The following is a 17,464-nucleotide window of genomic DNA, read 5'->3' as shown; positions in this document are numbered from 1 at the left end:
ACGATGTCGAACACATCATCGCAGCACAGTTGAGCGGTTCCGTTCCGGATGTCTGCGGACGTCCGGAAGCAGCAGCACGGACAGGTTCGCGGCCGCGCTGAGCGCCGCCGCGACCAGCAGCGGAACCGTTGCCCCGACGGCGGCGGCCAGCGGCGCGGCCACCGCCAGCCCGAGGGGGCGCGCGGCGAACGAGATGAGGGTGTCGAAGGAGCCGACCCGGCCCAGGGTCTCCAGCGGGATACGGCGCTGCATCTCCGTCTCCCACAGCGGACTCAGCACCCCCAGGCCGAACATGGCGCAGCCGAACGCGGCCGCCGTCGCCGGCAGGGGCAGGCGCAGCGCGAAGGCGGTGAGGGGCAGGGCCTGGACGGCCGCCCCGAAGGCCACCCCGAACAGTGGCCGGCGCAGCGGCAGGCGCCCCGCCGCCCAGACCCCGGCGAGCATGCCGACCGTTCCGGTCTGGGCGATGACCACCCAGGATCCCTCGCCGCCCAGGCTCTCCGCGGCGATCACCGGGCCCAGGGTGAGGAGCAGTCCGGCCGCCAGGTGCCAGACGCCGTGGGCCAGCACGTTGGCGAGGAACCACGGGTGGCGCCGGGTCTCGGCCCAGCCCGCGCGCAGTTCGGCGCCGAAGGGGGCGCGCGGCGCGGTCCGCGGGGCAGCGGTGGTGCGCAGGCCGCCGAGGGTGAGCGCGGAGAGGACGAAGAGCGCCGCGGTGAGCAGGGAGGCCCAGCCCCCGCCCACGGTCAGCGCCAGCGACCCGGCGGCGGCCGGGGCCGCGACGTTCGCGAGCCCGGTGGCCACCCCGAGCCGGGCGTTGACCCGCAGCCGGCCTTCCTCGGGAACCGCGGTCGCGACGAGCGTGCGGACGGCGGGCGTGCCGAAGGCCACCGCGGCTCCGGTCACGGCGGCGAGCACGGCCAGCTCGGGGACGCGGCCCTCGAGCCCGGTCAGGAGCACGGCCCCGGTCGCCAGTTGGGCCGCCGCCCGGACCAGGTCGGCCACCAGCACCACCCGCCGGGCGCGGAACCGGTCGGCGGCCACCCCGGCGACGGGCAGCAGGAGCAGCATCGGAAGCAGCTCACTGGAGAGTACGAGGCCCAGGTCGCCGGAGGAGCCGGCCTGCAGCAGGGCCAGGGTGAGGGTGGTGGGGACGAGCGCGGAGGCGAAGGCGGCGAAGGTGCGGCCGACGATTAGCCGCCGTATCGGCGTGATCATGCGGAGACGTTATTTCGCCAGCGAATCATTCGTCAACGAAATAGTGGCCCGGAGTCCAGTGGGGAACGGGACATAATGCGGGCATGGGCAGAGAGGCGGCCGACGGCCGGGCGCGGGCGTCGGAAACGGAACCCTCCGAGGACTCCGTCGACCGGCACATCGCCCGGTGGACCGGCAAAGTGCCCTTCGACGTGCCCACCGAAGCCGTCATCACCCGTATCCAGCTCCTCGCCAAGCACGTGTCGCACGGCAAGGAGCGGGCGCTCGCCGAGACCGGACTCCAGGCCTTCGAGTTCGAGACGATGCACCGGCTCGCCTCCCGCGGCGCACCCTGGCGGGCTCCCTCCGCCGAACTCGCCGCCGAACTGCTCCTCTCCCCGGCCGGGATGACCGGCCGCCTCGACACCCTGGAGAAGTCGGGCCTGGTCCGCCGGGTGCGCGCCGCCGCCGACCGCCGCCGGGTCGACGTGGAGCTCACCGAGGAGGGCCACCGGCGGTGGACCGAGGCCATGCGCTGGCGCGGCATCGCCGAGGCCGAGATGATCGAGCCCCTCGACGACGCCGACCGCGCCGCGCTCGCCGCGCTCCTCAAGCGGATGCTCCTGGCGGTCGAGACCCGCTGACCTTCAGCAGCAGCACCGAACGGGCCGGCACGGTCAGGGTCTCCCCGGCGCGGTGCAGGGTGCCCGGGACGGCGGCCTGCTCCTCCAGGGAGGTGTCCAGGACCAGTTCGTACCCCTCGGCCCACGGCGCCCCCGGCAGCACCCACGCCGCCGGCCGGTCACCGGTGTGCAGCAGCACGAGGAAGCTGTCGTCCGTCACCTGTCGGCCCCGCTCGTCACGGCCCGGGATGTCCCGCCCCGACAGGTACATCCCCAGCGCGGCCGACGGGGCGTACCAGTCCCGCTCCGTCATCTCCACGCCCGTCGGCGTGAACCAGGCCAGGTCCCGCAGCCCGTCCGCGCCCTGCGGCCGGCCCGAGAAGAACGCCCGCCGCCGCAGCACCGGATGGGCGTGGCGCAGCGAGATCAGCCGGGCCGTCAGGGCGAACAGCGACCGCCACGCCGGATCCTCCAGCAGCGACCAGTCCACCCACCCCGTCTCGTTGTCCTGGCAGTAGGCGTTGTTGTTGCCGCCCTGCGTGCGCCCGAACTCGTCGCCCGCCACCAGCATCGGCACCCCGGTCGACAGCAGCAGGGTGGTCAGCAGGTTGCGCAGCTGGCGGCGCCGCAGCGCCCCGATGCGGGCGTCGTCCGTCTCCCCCTCCGCCCCGCAGTTCCACGAACGGTTGTCGTTGGTCCCGTCCCGGCCCGCCTCCCCGTTCGCGTCGTTGTGCTTGCGCTCGTAGGACACCAGGTCCCGCAGGGTGAAACCGTCGTGCGCGGTCACGAAGTTCACCGAGGCGTACGGGCGCCGCCCGCCCCACGCGTACAGGTCGCTCGACCCCGACAGCCGGTAGCCGAGGTCCCGCACGTCGGGCAGCGCGCCCCGCCAGAAGTCCCGTACGGCGTCCCGGTAACGGTCGTTCCACTCCGTCCACAGCGGCGGGAACGCCCCCACCTGGTAGCCGCCCGAACCGACGTCCCACGGCTCGGCGATCAGCTTCACCCGCCGCAGCACCGGATCCTGCGCGATCACCGCCAGGAACGGCGACAGCATGTCCACGTCGTGCATCGAGCGGGCCAGCGCCGCCGCCAGGTCGAAGCGGAAGCCGTCCACCCCCATCTCCGTGACCCAGTAGCGCAGCGAGTCCGTGATCAGCCGCAGCACGTGCGGCCGCCCGGCGTGCAGGGTGTTCCCGCAGCCCGTGTAGTCGGCGTACCGCCGCTGGTCGGACTGGAGCCGGTAGTAGCCCCGGTTGTCGAAGCCGCGCAACGACAGCGTGGGCCCCAGCTCACCGGCCTCCGCCGTGTGGTTGTAGACCACGTCGAGGATGACCTCGATCCCGGCCGCGTGCAGCGCCCGGACCATCCGCTTGAACTCGCCGACCTGCTGACCGGCCGTACCGCTCGACGAGTACCCCGCGTGCGGGGCGAAGTAGCCGACCGAGTTGTAGCCCCAGTAGTTGCGCAGCCCCTTGCGCATCAGATGGTCCTCGTGCGCGAACTGGTGCACCGGAAGCAGCTCGACCGCCGTCACGCCCAGCTTCACCAGGTGCTCGACCGCCGCCGGATGGGCCAGGCCCGCGTAGGTCCCGCGCAGCTCCTCGGGAACACCCGGATGGCGCATCGTGAAGCCGCGCACGTGCAGCTCGTAGATCACCGAATCGGCCCAGGGGGTCTTCGGCCGGACGTCGTCCGCCCAGTCGTCGTCATCGTGCACGACCACGCCCTTGGGCACGAACGGAGCGGAGTCCCGGTCGTCGCGCACCGTGTCCGCGATGTACTGCTGCGGCCAGTCCCGGACGTGCCCGTACACCTCCGGCGGCAAGGTGAAGTCCCCGTCGACGGCCCGTGCGTACGGGTCCAGGAGCAGCTTCGCCGGATTGTGCCGGACCCCCGTCCAGGGGTCCCAGCGGCCGTGCACGCGGAAGCCGTACCGCTGCCCCGGCCGCACGCCCGGCACGAAACCGTGCCAGATCTCGTGCGTGAGCTCCGTCAGCAGGCAGCGGGTCTCGGTCCCGCCCTCGTCGAAGAGGCACACCTCCACCGCCTCCGCGCCCTGCGCCCACACGGCGAAGTTGGTACCCGCGGTCCCGTCCGGCCCGTAGTGGAAGCGGGCCCCCAGGGGATGCGAGGACCCCGGCCACACTGCCGGGGCCGGGCGCGCCCGCGCCGCTGGAGCCTGCCCCTTGACCTGGCCGTTCGTCCGGCCGTCCGGCCGCCCGTTGGACTGCCGGCCCACGGGGCCGCCCGGTTGGCCGTCGACGTGCGGTACGGGCGCGGCCTGTCCGCTCCGTACCGCTCCGACGGCGTTGCTGACGGCTTCCACCGCCTCCTGCTCGGCTGCGCTCGACACTGCCCGCCTCCACGGCTCTTCGGTACCGGCGGGGGCAGGGGAATGTGTGGCCCCGGCGTCCCGGCCCGGGCCCGCCCCCGTCTGGTCCTTCCCACTGTTCTGCCCGGACTGTTCTGCCCGGAACGTGGCCCGCGCTCACGTTTCCCCCGGAGGGCCCGGTCGTTGGAGGGAACGTGACTCTTCTGACGAGGCGGGCAGGGGCGGGCTTGGCCGCCGTGGCGGTGTGGGCGGGCCTGCTGGGCGGGTCGGCAGGCTGCACCCAGGACGGCAAGTCGCCCGTCGAGATCCAGCTCCCCGGCAGAGTCCGCTCGCCGGACGAGGCCATCCGCATCACCCCCGACGACAACGCCAAGGACGTGCCGGCCGACGGGCGGCTGACGGTCACCGTGCCCGAAGGACGGCTGGAACGGGTCGTGGTGACCAAGGTCGAGGACGCGCAGCAGGAGGAGGTCCCCGGCGCCATCGCCCCCGACGGACTCAGCTGGAGCCCCACCCCGCAGGCGGGACGGCTCGCCCTGGCCGCCAAGTACACCGTGGACGCCGTCGCCCTCGACGGGCACAACCGCCGCCAGGCCCGCCGCACCACCTTCACCACCTACGTCCCCGAAGAACGGTTCATCGGCTACTTCAAGCCCGAGAACCGCTCCACCGTCGGCACCGGCATGATCGTCTCCTTCAAGTTCAGCCGCCCCATCGAACGCCGGGCCGAGGTGGAGCGCGCCATCCGGATCACCGCGGAGCCGGCGGTGGAGATCGCCGCCCACTGGTTCGGCAAGGAACGCCTCGACTTCCGGCCCAAGCAGTACTGGAAGCCCGGGACCAAGGTCACCGTGCGGATGGCCCTGCGCGACGTCGAGGGCGCGCCCGGCTCGTACGGGATCCAGTCCAAGACCGTCACCTTCACCGTCGGGCGCTCCCAGATCTCAACCGTGGACGCGGCCGCCCACACCATGGAGGTCCGCCGGGACGGGGAACTGCTGTCGACCGTGCCGATCAGCGCCGGAGCACCCAAGACCACCACCTACAACGGCAAGATGGTGGTGATGGAGCTCTTCGACGTCACCCGGATGAACGGACAGACCGTCGGGTTCGGCGGCGAGTACGACATCCCCGACGTCCCCCACGCCATGCGGCTCACCAACTCCGGGACCTTCTTGCACGGGAACTACTGGTCCAGCCCCGACACCTTCGGCACCACCAACGTGAGCCACGGCTGCGTGGGCCTGCGCGACGACAAGGGCGGCGGCTCCGACACGCCGGCGGGCTGGTTCTTCGACCGGACCCTGATCGGCGACGTGATCGAGGTCGTCAACTCGCAGGACAAGACGGTCGCCGCCGACAACGGGCTCGGCGGCTGGAACATGTCCTGGGCGGACTGGGTGGCCGGCTCCGCCCTCGCCTGAACGGCGCACGAGCCCCCCACAAGAGTGACTCGTGTGATCGGAATGCCGTAGCGGAGAGTGTCCGCGCACCGCACCGCCGATCCCTGCCCCCAGCCTGTCAAAGCGCATCGGTGCGTACCAGGGCACATCGGGCAGCAGGGAAAACGGACGGAGCGTCATGTCAGCAAGGAACTGGACCCTCGGGATCGCGGTCGGCGCCGTGCTGGCCGCCGCGGCCCCCACGGCCGTCGCCGCCGGTCCCGGCGCCGACCGGCCGGTGGCGGCGGCCCGCGCGCCGCTGCCCGACGGGCTGGGTCCCTGCGTTCCGGGCCGCTGCCCGGACCCGTACCCGCCGATCAACAGCGACGGCGTCCTGCGCGGCCGGGACAACGGCATCAACATCTTCGCCGGCGGCGACTTCCGGGTCCGGGGGCGGGCCTCCGAGGCCGAGGGCCGCCTCGTCGTCCTCGGCGACTTCGACCAGGACAAGGTGGCCGGCGGCGACAGCCGCTACAACGTCGGGATCGTCGGCGCCGGATCGCTCGTACCGCCGCCCGACGGAGCCGACTTCCTCACCACCGGCGGAGGCATCACCGTCGCCGCCGGCGAACGGCTGCTCGCCGACGGCGGCGTGGTCCGGCACGCGGGCACCGTCACCGGGGTGGTCTCCGGCCGCCTGGTCGCCGACCCCGCCGCCGTGACCCCGTACGCCGGACTGCGCGACCGGCTCAGCGCCGCCAGCCAGTGCTACGCCCGGGTCGGCGGACAGCTCCGCCCGGCCACCGGCACCGTCGCCAACCGGGGCTACGAGACCCTCTTCACCGGCGACAACGCCTCCGCGCTCCAGGTCTTCCACGTGAACGCGGACATGGTCGGCAACGGCGGCGGCATGCAGGGCATCCGCTTCGACCGGATCCCGGCCGGGGCCACCGTCCTGGTCAACGTCCTGGGCGCCGACCGCACCATCAACACCTACAGCGGCGGCCTCCAGGACACCGACCCGCTGAACGCCTACCGCGACCGGCTGCTGTGGAACTTCCCCGATGCCACCACCGTGCGGCTGACCGGCGGCGGCCAGTTCCAGGGCAGCTTCCTGATGGGGCAGCAGAGCTCCGAGACCACGATCACCCTGCCCGGCATCAACGGCCGTTTCTTCACCACCGGCTCCGTCACCCACGGCAGCGAGACCGTCGGGGGCGGCGGCCAGGAGTTCCACGCCTACCCCTTCGACGGGGACCTGCCCGACTGCGGCGGACCGGCCCCGGTGACCGGCTCGGTCTCCGTCCTCAAGCGGGACGCCGGGACGGGCGCGGCGCTCGCGGGAGCCCGGTTCGAGCTGTGGCGGGAGAGCAACGGCACGGCGGGCCTGCAGCCCGCCGGCCCGGACGCCGACACCCTGGTCACCCGGTGCACCACACCGGCGAGCGGCCTGTGCGAGGCGACCACCGCGCTCGGCACGTACTACTGGCGCGAGACCCAGGCGCCCCCCGGCTACGAGCAGCCCGCCCAGCCCGTCGGCGAGCTGACCCTGACCACCCAGAACGCGCAGACCGGCGTCCGGTACGAGGCGGACAACCGGCGCAGCCCCGAGCCGCCGGACGGCGCCCGGGTGGTGCTGCGCAAGACGGACGCGGCGACCGGCGCGGCACTGCCCGGCGCGGAGTTCGAACTGTGGCGGGAGAGCAACGGCACCCCCGGCCTCCAGACCGCCACCCCGGGCGGTGACACCCGGCTGGACGGCGCCTGCGTCACCGACGCCCGGGGCACCTGCACGGTGGAACTCCCGGTCGGACAGACGTACTACTGGCGGGAGACTGCGGTCCCGGGCGGCTACGAACCGCCGGCGGACCCGGTCACGCGCTTCGACCTGACCGCGGGCGACGTGACGGACGGCATCGTCGTCACCGTCGCGAACACGAGGAGCGAGCGGTACGAGGGCTCCATCCGGGTCCTGAAGCAGGACGCCAGGACCGGGCGGCCGCTGCGCGGCGCGGTGTTCGAGGTGTGGCAGGAGACCAACGGCACCGCCGGCCTGCAGACGCGCGGCATCAACGCCGACCGCAGGGCGGCCGACGGCTGCGCCACCGACCGCGGCGGGGTCTGCGACTTCGGCCCGCTCCCCGCGGGCTCGTACTACCTGGTCGAGACGGCCGTGCCCGAGGGCTACGCGCTGCCCGCGGACCGGGTCACCGGACCGCTGACGCTGGACGCCGCCACCCCGGACCGCCGGCTCGTGGTCACGCTCCAGAACAAGCGCGACGGCCACGGCAAGGGCAAGGGCGATCACGACAAGGGCGATCACGGCAGGGGCGACCACGGCCACGGCAAGGGCGACGGCGGGCACCACCAGAAGCCGGAGCACCCCGGGCACCCGAAGGACACCGAGGGCCCCCGGGCCTGATCCCCTGCCCAGGACGACGGACGGAGCGGCATGACAGCCAGGACGACGAGGGTGTGGCTCATCGGTCCCGCCGCCGCGGCGGTGCTCGCCACGGCGGCCCCGGCCCTTGCCGTGCCGCCCGCGGCACCACCCGGCACCGCCCGGGTGGTGCTGCGCAGCACCGATATGGACACCGGAACACCCCTGCCCGGAGCCCGGTTCGAGCTGTGGCGCGAGACCAACGACCGGGCCGGGCTCCAGAGCACCGGTCAGGGCGCCGACCAGAAGCTGGAGCACGGCTGCGTGACCGACGCTAAGGGCCTGTGCACCATGGAGCCGGCGACCGGCGAGACGTACTACGCGGTGCAGGTCGCCGTCCCCGTCGGCTACGAACCACCGGACGAACCCTTCACCGGCTTCGACTTCGGCGAGGACGCCGCCCGGGACGGGCTCGTGGTCAACGTCCCGAACCGGCGCCGGGACGCGGCGTACGGCGGCGGGGTCCGGGTCCGGACGAAGGACGGGAAGACCGGTGCCCCGCTGCACGGCGCGGTGTTCGAACTGTGGCGGGAGACCGACGGCACCACCGGCCTGCAGACCGCGGGCGTCGCCGCCGACCAGCGCGTCCGGCCCGGCTGTGCCACCGATGCCGACGGCACCTGCGACTTCGAGGGGCTCGCCGACGGCGCGTACTTCCTGGTCGCCAAGGACGTTCCCGAGGGCTACGTGATGCCGAAGGAGCCGGTGGCCGGCCCCTGGCGGCTGGACGCCGCGTCCGGGCGCCGGCTCCTGCTCACCGTCCTCGTCCGGCGGGCCGAGCGGATCCCCGAGGTGGGCGAGGACCGGGACCGCCGCGACGGCCGCCCGCCCCGGGCCGCTCGCGCCGGTGCGCCGCCGGAGTGACCTCCTCACCCCGGCGGCGCAGCAGCGCGAGCCGTACCCCGGCCGTGCGGGTTGGCTGGTCTGTGACCGTCGTGCTCACAGACCCGAGGAGGCCCGCATGGCCGTACGTCAGGGGACCGGCCCGATAGCGCGGGTGGCCGTACTCGGCGCCCTGCTCGCACTGGCGGGCACCCAGCCGTCCGCGGCGGTGGCCGCCCCGGCGGAACCGGAGAGCGCGTGCGGGGCGGGCACCGGCCCCTACCAGCGGGAGCTGGAGGACCACGTGGGCCGGCCGGTCGACGGGGTGCAGTCCACGGCGGACTGCTACGCGGTCCGCGCCTTCCAGCGCGCGAACGGCGTCAGCCCGGCCGACGGCTACGCCGGCGTCGCCACCTACCGCACGATGCTCGTCGTTCAGGCACGTCCCGACCCCAACGCCGCGGGCGACTGCCCCGAGCGCGACCACCGCGTCACGTGCGTCGACCTCGACCGCCAGCTGCTGTGGGTGCAGCGGGGGAGCCGGGTCGTCTTCCCGCCCGTGCCCATCCGCACCGGCCGCGACTACCAGGAGACCCGGACCGGCTGGCACGAGGTGTACTGGCGCAACAAGGACCACGTCTCCTCGCTGTACGGCACGCGCATGCCGCACGCCCAGTTCTTCGACGGGGGCCAGGCCCTGCACGGCGCCCCCGGCTCCCTCTACGGAACCGGTGGTTCCGCAGGCTGCGTCAACCTCACCGAACCGGACGCGAAGCGCCTCTGGGACGTGCTCGCCGAGGGCGACGCCGTCTACGTCTGGGGCGTCAAGCCGGGCACGGAGGACTGACCGCAAGCCGCCACGGCCCATTCGCGGCAGTTGGGACGGAACGGTGACACGACCGTGGCTCATCGTGATCCTCCCGTGTGATTTCCTGTCGACATGCGCGCGACTGTCCGCGCGCGGGGGACATGGGGAGAACACGAGTGAACCTGCAGCCGATACGCGGCCGCGCCCGCACCGGCCTGCCGGCCCTTCTGCTGGGAGCGGCCCTGCTGTTCACCACCGCCTGCGGCGGCGGTGGCGGCGGCAACAGCAACGGCAGCGGCAGTGACAACGCCGGGGGCGGCGCCAAGACCGGTACCGAGGCCTCGAAGGCCGTCGTCAACGTCAAGCCCGACGACGGGGCCAAGGAGGTCGCCACCAGCGGCGTCCTGAAGATAACGAGCACCGGCGGCAAGCTCAGCACGGTGACCGTCGCCGACACCAAGGGCAACGCGGTCGAGGGCAAGCTCTCCGCCGACGGTGCGAGCTGGGAGCCGGCCCGCCACCTGGCCTCGGCCACCGAGTACAAGGTGCACGCGGTCGCGAAGGACGAGGCCGGCCGGGAGTCCGCCAAGGACACCAGCTTCACGACCCTGACCCCGACCAACACCTTCGTGGGCCACTACACGCCCGAGGACGGCGCGACCGTCGGCGTGGGCATGCCGGTCTCGATCAACTTCACCCGTGGTATCACCAACCCCGAGGCCGTCGAGAAGGCCATCACCGTGACCGCCGAGCCGGCCGTGCCGATCGAGGGCCACTGGTTCGGCAACGACCGCCTCGACTTCCGCCCCGAGAACTACTGGGCCGCGGGCACCAAGGTCACCGTCAAGCTCGCCCTCGACGGTGTGGAGGGCCGCCCCGGCGTGTACGGCAAGCAGACCCGCACCGTCACCTTCACCATCGGCCGGTCCCAGGTCTCGACGGTCGACGCGGCCGCCCACACGATGCAGGTCGTCCGTGACGGCCAGGTCCTCAAGGACGTCCCGATCACCGCGGGCGCCCCGTCGACCACGACCTACAACGGCCAGATGGTCATCAGCGAGAAGTACAAGGTCACGCGGATGAACGGCGCGACCGTCGGCTTCGGGGGCGAGTACGACATCTCCGACGTCCCGCACGCCATGCGCCTGTCGCAGTCGGGCACCTTCGTGCACGGCAACTACTGGGCCTCCGCGGGCACCTTCGGCTCGGCGAACGTCAGCCACGGCTGCATCGGGCTCAAGGACGTCCGCGGCGCGGGTGACTCCAAGCAGCCCGCGGCCTGGTTCTTCGACGAGTCGCTGATCGGCGACGTGGTCATCGTGAAGAACTCGAAGGACAAGCAGATCGCCCCGGACAACGGGCTCAACGGCTGGAACATGCCGTGGGCGGAGTGGATCAAGTAGCCGCTGCGCGTACGCCCGGTACGTGATCCGGATGGCCCGGTGCTGTGACCCACAGCACCGGGCCACTTCACGTTAACCGGCGCTAACCTGACCCGTATGACCATCTCTCTCGAAGTCTCCGAAGGCGTCGGCACCATCCGCCTGGACCGGCCGCCCATGAACGCCCTGGACATCGCCACCCAGGACCGGCTGCGCGAGCTCGCCGTGGAGGCGACCGACCGGGCGGACGTCCGCGCGGTCGTCATCTACGGCGGCGAGAAGGTGTTCGCGGCGGGCGCGGACATCAAGGAGATGCAGACGATGGACCACGCGGCGATGGTCGTCCGGTCCCGTGCGCTGCAGGACGCCTTCACCGCCGTCGCCCGCATCCCCAAGCCCGTCGTCGCCGCGATCACCGGCTATGCGCTGGGCGGTGGTTGTGAGCTCGCGCTGTGCGCCGACTACCGGATCGCCGCCGACGACGCCAAGCTCGGCCAGCCCGAGATCCTGCTCGGTCTGATCCCCGGCGCGGGCGGTACGCAGCGGCTGTCCCGGCTGGTCGGCCCCTCCCGGGCCAAGGACCTGATCTTCACCGGCCGGATGGTCAAGGCCGACGAGGCGTTCACCCTGGGCCTGGTCGACCGGGTGGTGCCCGCGGCGGAGGTGTACGAGCAGGCGCACGCCTGGGCGGCCCGGCTCGCGCAGGGTCCGGCGATCGCGCTGCGCGCCGCGAAGGAGTGCGTGGACGCGGGGCTGGAGGCTGACATCGACACCGGGCTCACCATCGAACGCAACTGGTTCGCGGGCCTGTTCGCGACCGAGGACCGCGAGCGCGGCATGCGCAGCTTCGTCGAAGAGGGCCCGGGCAAGGCGAAGTTCGTCTGAGCCGTGGGCGGGTGGTCCTCCCTGGGGGTGGATTAGCCAGGCCTTAAGGCAGCCTTAAGCAGAATGGGTGATCAACTCCGCGTGATCACTCCCATGCGGTGCGTCACGGCAGGTCGGGCCCGTTTTCAAGCCCTCTTGCCGCCTCCCGCATGGGACGGGGCACCCCCTTGGATTGGTTGAATCCGGGGGGTGTTTTCCTGTGGAACCGCCCGGAGGGGCGGGCCGGCCGTCCATGATGGGTGCATGGCGGGCCTGGAGGGTGTGGAACAGCCGCGGCAACGCGGCGGTGCTTCGGCGGTACGGCTCACGGCGGCGGTCGAGGAGGAACAGGGCCTCAAGGCGCTGGAGTTGTACGGCAACCCGGCCGAGGCCGAAGTGACCTTGCCGTCCATGCCCGAGTCGGCCGGTACCGCGCGGCGGCTCACCCAGTGCGTGGTGATCCGCCTCTGGGGCCTCTCGCCGCAGATCTCCGAGCACGCCGTCCTGCTGGTCTCGGAACTCGTCGGCAACGCGGTCCGCCACACCGGCGCCCGCTCCTTCGGATTACGCATGCTGCGGCGGCGCGGCTGGATCCGGGTGGAGGTGCGCGATCCCTCGCGCGGGCTGCCCTGTCTGATGCCGGTCCACGAGCTGGACACCACGGGCCGCGGCCTCTTCCTCGTCGACAAGCTCTCCGACCGCTGGGGCGCCGACCTGCTGCCCCGGGGGAAGATCACCTGGTTCGAGATGCGGGTCGCCGACCGCCAGAACGCCTGAAGCCCCCGGCTCGCCGTGTGGGGCGGTGTGGGGGCTTCATGGGTGCGCCGAGGATCGAAGGGGGTGTGATCCTCGGCGTGGCGACTTCGCTCGGGTCAATGGGAAGTCGTGCTTTCGACTATGACAGACGAGGGCTCGAACGCCAAAAGTCCCTACTTGGACATAAGTGTGCAAATAGCAAGACTTTCTAGCTAAATCCTAGGTGAGGTGGGCCACCCACCTCGCAATCCATGAATAAATATCGACTGCTCTGAGTGAATCGTTGATCACGTGGCGGATGGGTGCCCGGTCGGGCCTGGTTGGTGAACGCCCCGAAATGGGTCAATCATTACCTTCCGGGTCATCCGCCTCTTAAATGAGCAAGTGATCTCATATCCAGGCCGCCGCGCGGCCCTGCGTGCGGCTCTGCGTGCGGCCGGTCTCGGTGCGGCCGGCGCCGCGGCGGCCGGTCTCACCGCCGGGTGCGGCCCGGGTCGTCCGCCCTCCGCAGCCACCTCCCCGCCGCCCGGCCCGGCCCGCCCGGCCGAGCCCGCCCGGGCGGCACCGGCCGCCCCGCGCCGGTTCGCCGGGCAGCCCGTCGAGATCGGCCACGGTCCCCGCGACCGGGACCGGGTCGCGCTCACCTTCCACGGCAACGGCGATCCCGCCCTCGCGCGCGCGGCGCTGGCCGCGGCGGAAAAGGGCGGCGCGCGGGTCACCGTACTGGCGATCGGAGCCTGGCTGGACGCCCACCCGGACATGGCACGCCGGATCCTCGACGGCGGTCACGAACTCGGCAACCACACCCAGCGCCACCTCGCGATCAACGACATGACCGAGGCGGAGGCCCATGCCGAGATCACCGGCTGCGCCCAGCGCCTCAAGCGGCTCACCGGCTCCATCGGCACCTGGTTCCGGCCCTCCCAGACGCAGTACGCGACACCGCTCGTCCAAAAACTGGCCCAGCGGGCGGGCTACCCGCACGTGCTCTCGTACGACGTCGACTCCCTCGACTTCACCTCGCCCGGCGCCGCGGCCGTCCTCCGCACCGTCACCGGGTCGATCCGGCCCGGATCCGTGGTGAGCCTGCACTTCGGCTACGCGGACACGGTCGACGCGATGCCTTCCCTCCTCGCAGAACTCGCGCGCCGCAAGCTGCGCGCGGTGACCACCACGGAGCTGCTGACGCCATGAAGACCACCCGCCTTACCCGGAATGCCGGCGTGCTGCTGGCCGGTCTGGTCCTCGCCGCCCTCTCCGGCTGCGGATCGGCAGAAAAGGGACCCGCCGACGCGCTCGGCACCAAGGGCCCGGCCGAGCCGGCCAAGGCCGTACCGGCCGCCCCGCCCGGACTGCCGGGCATGCCGCCCCTGCTGGATCCGAACGACGTCTACGCGGCGGACCGGCCGGGCAAGCTCTCCCCGGTGGTGAAGGACTTCCCGTCCCGTGTCTACGTGCCGAACACCAACTCCAACACGGTGTCCGTCATCGACCCCGAGACCTACCAGGTCATCGACACCATCCCGGTCGGGGTCCAGCCCCAGCACGTCGTGCCCTCCTGGGACCTGAAGACCCTGTGGGTCAACAACAACCGGGGCCACACGCTCACCCCGATCAACCCCGCGACCGGCGAGGCCGGCAAGCCCGTCGAGGTGCACGACCCGTACAACCTGTACTTCACGCCCAACGGCAAGTACGCGATCGTCATGGCCTCGATGGACAAGGAGCTGGTCTTCCGCGACCCCCACACCATGGACCGCGTGAAGACCGTCCCGGTGACCTGCTACGGCGTCAACCACGCGGACTTCTCCGCCGACGGCCGCTACTTCATCGTGAGCTGCGAGTTCTCCGGCGAACTGCTCAAGGTGGACACCGAGCGGATGGAGGTCGTCGGCCAGCAGAAGCTGCCCTTCGAGGGCGCGATGCCGCAGGACGTCAAGGTCTCCCCGGACGGCAAGACCTTCTTCGTCGCCGACATGATGGCGCACGGCATGTGGGTGCTCAGCGGCGACACGTTCGAGACCCCCAAGCTGCTGCCCACCGGCGAAGGCTGCCACGGCCTCTACGTGAGCCGTGACTCCAAGGAGATGTACGTCTCCAACCGCGGCGAGGGCACCGTCTCGGTCTACAACTTCGCGCAGAAGAAGCTCACCAAGAAGTGGACGCTGCCGGACGGCGGCAGCCCCGACATGGGCGGCGTCTCCGCCGACGGCAAGGTGCTGTGGCTGTCCGGCCGTTACAACTCCGAGGTGTACGCGATCGACACCGTGACCGGAAAGCAGCTCGCCCGGATCCCGGTGGGCGGCGGCCCCCACGGCCTCGCCGTGTACCCGCAGCCCGGCCGCTACTCGCTCGGCCACACCGGGATCTTCCGCTAGGGGGTGTCCTGTCGGTCAGCCCGGATCAGGGACCCCGCGAGCCCGGCGCGATCGGCGAGACGCCGCCCACGGGTGCCCCGGGACCCGGAGGTCCCGCCCGCCCCGGGTGCCGCTACCCTGGGCCGGTCAACAAGCACCAAGAAGGGGTGGACCCAGTGGCGGACATCGAGAGCGCACGGGCTACGTTCGACAAGTTCGACGTGAACGGTGACGGCTTCATCACGGCCGACGAGTACAGCGCCGCGATGCGCGCCATGGGCGACGCCCACGTGACCCCGGCCGTCGCGGACTCCGTCGTCGCCTCCAAGGACGCCAACGGCGACAAGCTGCTGAGCTTCGACGAGTTCTGGGACTCCCTGAACAAGTAGTCTCCCGGTCTGCCGCCCGGGCCCGCGGGCCCGGGCGGCAGCCTGCGTCAGGCCGCCGGACCGGCCCCGTCCTCCATGTCGCCCACCTCGGCGAGGGCCTCCTCCAGCCAGGTCAGCCAGAACGTCTCCAGGGCGATCCCGCCGTGCAGGACGAGCCGGCGCAGCCGGTCCTCCACCGCGTCGCGCTCCGGCGGGAAGTCCTTCGCCTCGATGGCCTCGTACTGGGCCAGCTGGCGCCGGTGCAGTTCCAGATGGCGCCGCAGCTCGGGGCCGAGGCCCTGCGGCCCCACGACGCCCGCCGCCCGGATCCGCAGCAGCAGCGGATCGCGCATCGGCTTGGGGTCCTGGCTCTCCGCGACCCACCGGGCCAGCTCCGCGCCGCCCGCGGGCAGCACCTCGTACTCCTTCTTCTGCCCCCGCACGGGCACCTCGCTGGGCAGCGCCCGGATCAGCCCGGCCTCCTCCAGCCGTCCCAGCTCGCGGTAGATCTGCTGGTGCGTGGCCGACCAGAAGTACCCGATCGACTTGTCGAACCGCCGGGTCAGCTCCAGCCCGGACGAGGGCTTCTCGAGCAGGGCGGTGAGGATGGCGTGCGGCAGGGACATGCCGCCATCCTAGGTTTGCGGGGACCCGGCCACCGCGATCACCTCCCCCCGGCCGCCCCCGTACGGGCCAGGCCCACTGGCGCCCGCCCCGCGGGCTGCGCACGCTGGGGTGCGTGGCTGCCGCGGCTGCCGCTGCGGCTTCCCCTGCTCCGAGCACCGATGAGTTCTCCGCCCCCGGACGGTCTCAAGGGGACGACACGACTGGAGGAAGTCCGTGGAGCAGCTGCTGAGAGTCCAGAACTTCTGCGTCTCGCGCGACGGATTCGGGACCGGTGAGCACCAGAGCCTGGAGCGGCCCTTCGGGCACGCCGATCCCGGTGCCCTGTTCGCGTGGGCCGGGGCCACCGCGAGCTGGCCGAACCGCACCGACCCGGGCGGCAGCCGGGGTCTGGACGACTACTTCACCCGGGACTTCGCGCACAACATCGGTGCGGAGATCATGGGCCGCAACAAGTTCGGTCCCCAGCGGGGCCCCTGGGCCGACCACGACTGGCGCGGCTGGTGGGGGGACGAGCCGCCGTTCCACACGCCGGTCTTCGTCATGACCCACCACCCGCGCCCCTCGTTCACGCTCTCCGACACCACCTTCCACTTCGTCGACGACGCCCCGGCCGCCGTCCTCGCCGCGGCCAGGGAAGCGGCGCGGGGCAAGGACGTCCGGCTCGGCGGCGGGGCCACCACCATCCGGGAGTTCCTCGACGCCGGACTCGTCGACACCCTGCACGTGGCGGTCGCGCCCGTGGAGATCGGCTCCGGGGTGCGGCTGTGGGAATCGCCCGAGGAGCTGCTCGACCGCTTCCACCTGGAGGTCGTGCCGAGCCCGAGCGGCGTGACGCACCACCTGTTCTGGCGCCGGTGACACGGGCCGGCCCGGGGCGCACGACGCCCCGGGCCGGTGGTTCAGTGCGCGATGTCCACGACGAACCGCTCGGGCGAGTGCAGGCTGTAGGCGCGGTAGTAGGGGACGGTGTCGAAAGCGGCGCCGAAGGTCACGTACCCCTCGTAGTCGCCGGTCATGGCGAGCCCCTTGAGCTTGCTGAGGTAGATCTTCTGCAGCTTGGGGCCGTGGTAGACGCTCTCGCCCGCGTCGTTGTGCGCGGCGGCGGGGTTGAGGCGGATCTCCAGGAAATGCTTTCCGTTCAGCGGCACGGGCTTTCCGGAGCCGTCGTACACGAGCTGGGCGACGGGCGTGACGGTCACCGTGGGGGCGTACCCCTGCAGGTCGATGACGATCCGGTCGTACGTGGCGTGCCCGCCCCAGCGGGCGTTGACGACGAGCGGCGTCGGGACCTGGGTGGAGGTGAGTGAGGAGGCCGAGGCGGGTGAGGCGAACGCGAGTCCGGCGGCGAGCAGTGCGCCGGAGGCCAGAGCCACGAAGCGCCGGAGACGTGTGTGGATCATGATGTCCCCTCGATTCTCGAGAGACGGGGACTGATGGCACATCCTAGGACGCCACCCCGGACCCCCCGGTTCCGCCCGCCGGGAAGGCAGCGGGGGCCGGGCG

At 72.2% G+C, this 17,464-nt stretch carries 16 protein-coding genes; 12 read left to right on the top strand and 4 right to left on the bottom strand.

Features of this window, described 5'->3' with window-relative positions; genetic code table 11:
- Positions 1-15: 15 nt before the first annotated feature.
- Complete coding sequence (locus tag IH80_RS0116920) at positions 16-1,218, bottom strand: MFS transporter (protein WP_051809423.1); 1,203 nt, start codon at positions 1,216-1,218, stop codon at positions 16-18.
- A gap of 83 nt (positions 1,219-1,301) precedes the next feature.
- On the opposite strand from IH80_RS0116920, the gene IH80_RS0116915 reads away from it, so the two are divergent.
- Positions 1,302-1,841: a MarR family winged helix-turn-helix transcriptional regulator gene (locus tag IH80_RS0116915; RefSeq protein WP_051809421.1), complete on the top strand. Its 540-nt coding sequence runs from the start codon at positions 1,302-1,304 to the stop codon at positions 1,839-1,841.
- On the opposite strand, the gene glgX is transcribed toward IH80_RS0116915, so the two are convergent.
- Entirely contained in the window at positions 1,807-4,176 is a 2,370-nt protein-coding gene (glgX, locus tag IH80_RS0116910) for a glycogen debranching protein GlgX (RefSeq protein WP_030961332.1), read from the bottom strand. The genes IH80_RS0116915 and glgX overlap by 35 nt on opposite strands.
- A 182-nt stretch (positions 4,177-4,358) precedes the next feature.
- On the opposite strand from glgX, the gene IH80_RS0116905 reads away from it, so the two are divergent.
- The 10 genes from IH80_RS0116905 to IH80_RS0116860 all read left to right on the top strand — a co-directional run bounded on the left by IH80_RS0116905 (position 4,359) and on the right by IH80_RS0116860 (position 15,355).
- On the top strand, positions 4,359-5,579 hold the full coding sequence (locus IH80_RS0116905) for a L,D-transpeptidase (protein ID WP_030961331.1): 1,221 nt from the start codon (positions 4,359-4,361) through the stop codon (positions 5,577-5,579).
- 157 nt (positions 5,580-5,736) lie between these two features.
- Positions 5,737-7,959 (top strand): choice-of-anchor A family protein, encoded by a 2,223-nt coding sequence (locus IH80_RS44760; RefSeq protein ID WP_051809419.1) that lies wholly within the window; start codon positions 5,737-5,739, stop codon positions 7,957-7,959.
- 30 nt (positions 7,960-7,989) lie between these two features.
- Complete coding sequence (locus IH80_RS0116895) at positions 7,990-8,841, top strand: MSCRAMM family protein (RefSeq protein WP_158943500.1); 852 nt, start codon at positions 7,990-7,992, stop codon at positions 8,839-8,841.
- 97 nt (positions 8,842-8,938) lie between these two features.
- A complete protein-coding gene (locus tag IH80_RS0116890; RefSeq protein ID WP_051809417.1) occupies positions 8,939-9,646 on the top strand; it encodes a L,D-transpeptidase family protein in 708 nt (235 codons plus the stop codon).
- Positions 9,647-9,768: 122 nt separating this feature from the next.
- Complete coding sequence (locus tag IH80_RS0116885) at positions 9,769-11,010, top strand: L,D-transpeptidase (protein WP_051809415.1); 1,242 nt, start codon at positions 9,769-9,771, stop codon at positions 11,008-11,010.
- A 96-nt stretch (positions 11,011-11,106) separates the two neighbouring features.
- Positions 11,107-11,874, top strand: coding sequence for an enoyl-CoA hydratase/isomerase family protein (locus IH80_RS0116880; RefSeq protein ID WP_030961324.1), 768 nt, complete (start codon positions 11,107-11,109; stop codon positions 11,872-11,874).
- A gap of 243 nt (positions 11,875-12,117) precedes the next feature.
- Entirely contained in the window at positions 12,118-12,630 is a 513-nt protein-coding gene (locus IH80_RS0116875) for an ATP-binding protein (protein WP_030961322.1), read from the top strand.
- Between the two features lie 366 nt (positions 12,631-12,996).
- Positions 12,997-13,803: a polysaccharide deacetylase family protein gene (locus tag IH80_RS0116870; RefSeq protein WP_420708796.1), complete on the top strand. Its 807-nt coding sequence runs from the start codon at positions 12,997-12,999 to the stop codon at positions 13,801-13,803.
- A complete protein-coding gene (locus IH80_RS0116865) occupies positions 13,800-14,987 on the top strand; it encodes a YncE family protein (RefSeq protein WP_030961320.1) in 1,188 nt (395 codons plus the stop codon). The genes IH80_RS0116870 and IH80_RS0116865 overlap by 4 nt, the downstream gene beginning before the upstream one ends.
- A gap of 155 nt (positions 14,988-15,142) precedes the next feature.
- Positions 15,143-15,355 carry an EF-hand domain-containing protein gene (locus IH80_RS0116860; protein WP_030961318.1) on the top strand — a complete coding sequence of 71 codons (213 nt, stop codon included), beginning with the start codon at positions 15,143-15,145 and terminating at the stop codon, positions 15,353-15,355.
- Between the two features lie 47 nt (positions 15,356-15,402).
- On the opposite strand, the gene IH80_RS0116855 is transcribed toward IH80_RS0116860, so the two are convergent.
- Positions 15,403-15,960, bottom strand: a complete 558-nt coding sequence (locus IH80_RS0116855) for a PadR family transcriptional regulator (protein ID WP_030961316.1) — start codon at positions 15,958-15,960, stop codon at positions 15,403-15,405.
- 214 nt (positions 15,961-16,174) lie between these two features.
- On the opposite strand from IH80_RS0116855, the gene IH80_RS0116850 reads away from it, so the two are divergent.
- A complete protein-coding gene (locus IH80_RS0116850) occupies positions 16,175-16,819 on the top strand; it encodes a dihydrofolate reductase family protein (RefSeq protein WP_030961315.1) in 645 nt (214 codons plus the stop codon).
- Positions 16,820-16,860: 41 nt separating this feature from the next.
- Here IH80_RS0116850 and IH80_RS0116845 read toward each other — a convergent pair whose 3' ends face one another.
- Positions 16,861-17,361, bottom strand: a complete 501-nt coding sequence (locus tag IH80_RS0116845) for an AMIN-like domain-containing (lipo)protein (protein ID WP_030961313.1) — start codon at positions 17,359-17,361, stop codon at positions 16,861-16,863.
- Positions 17,362-17,464 lie beyond the last annotated feature (103 nt).

Origin of the sequence: Streptomyces sp. NRRL S-378 (genome assembly GCF_000720645.1) — a bacterium.
Classification (GTDB): Bacteria; Actinomycetota; Actinomycetes; order Streptomycetales; family Streptomycetaceae; genus Streptomyces.
This window is presented reverse-complemented; position numbering and strand designations above follow the sequence as displayed.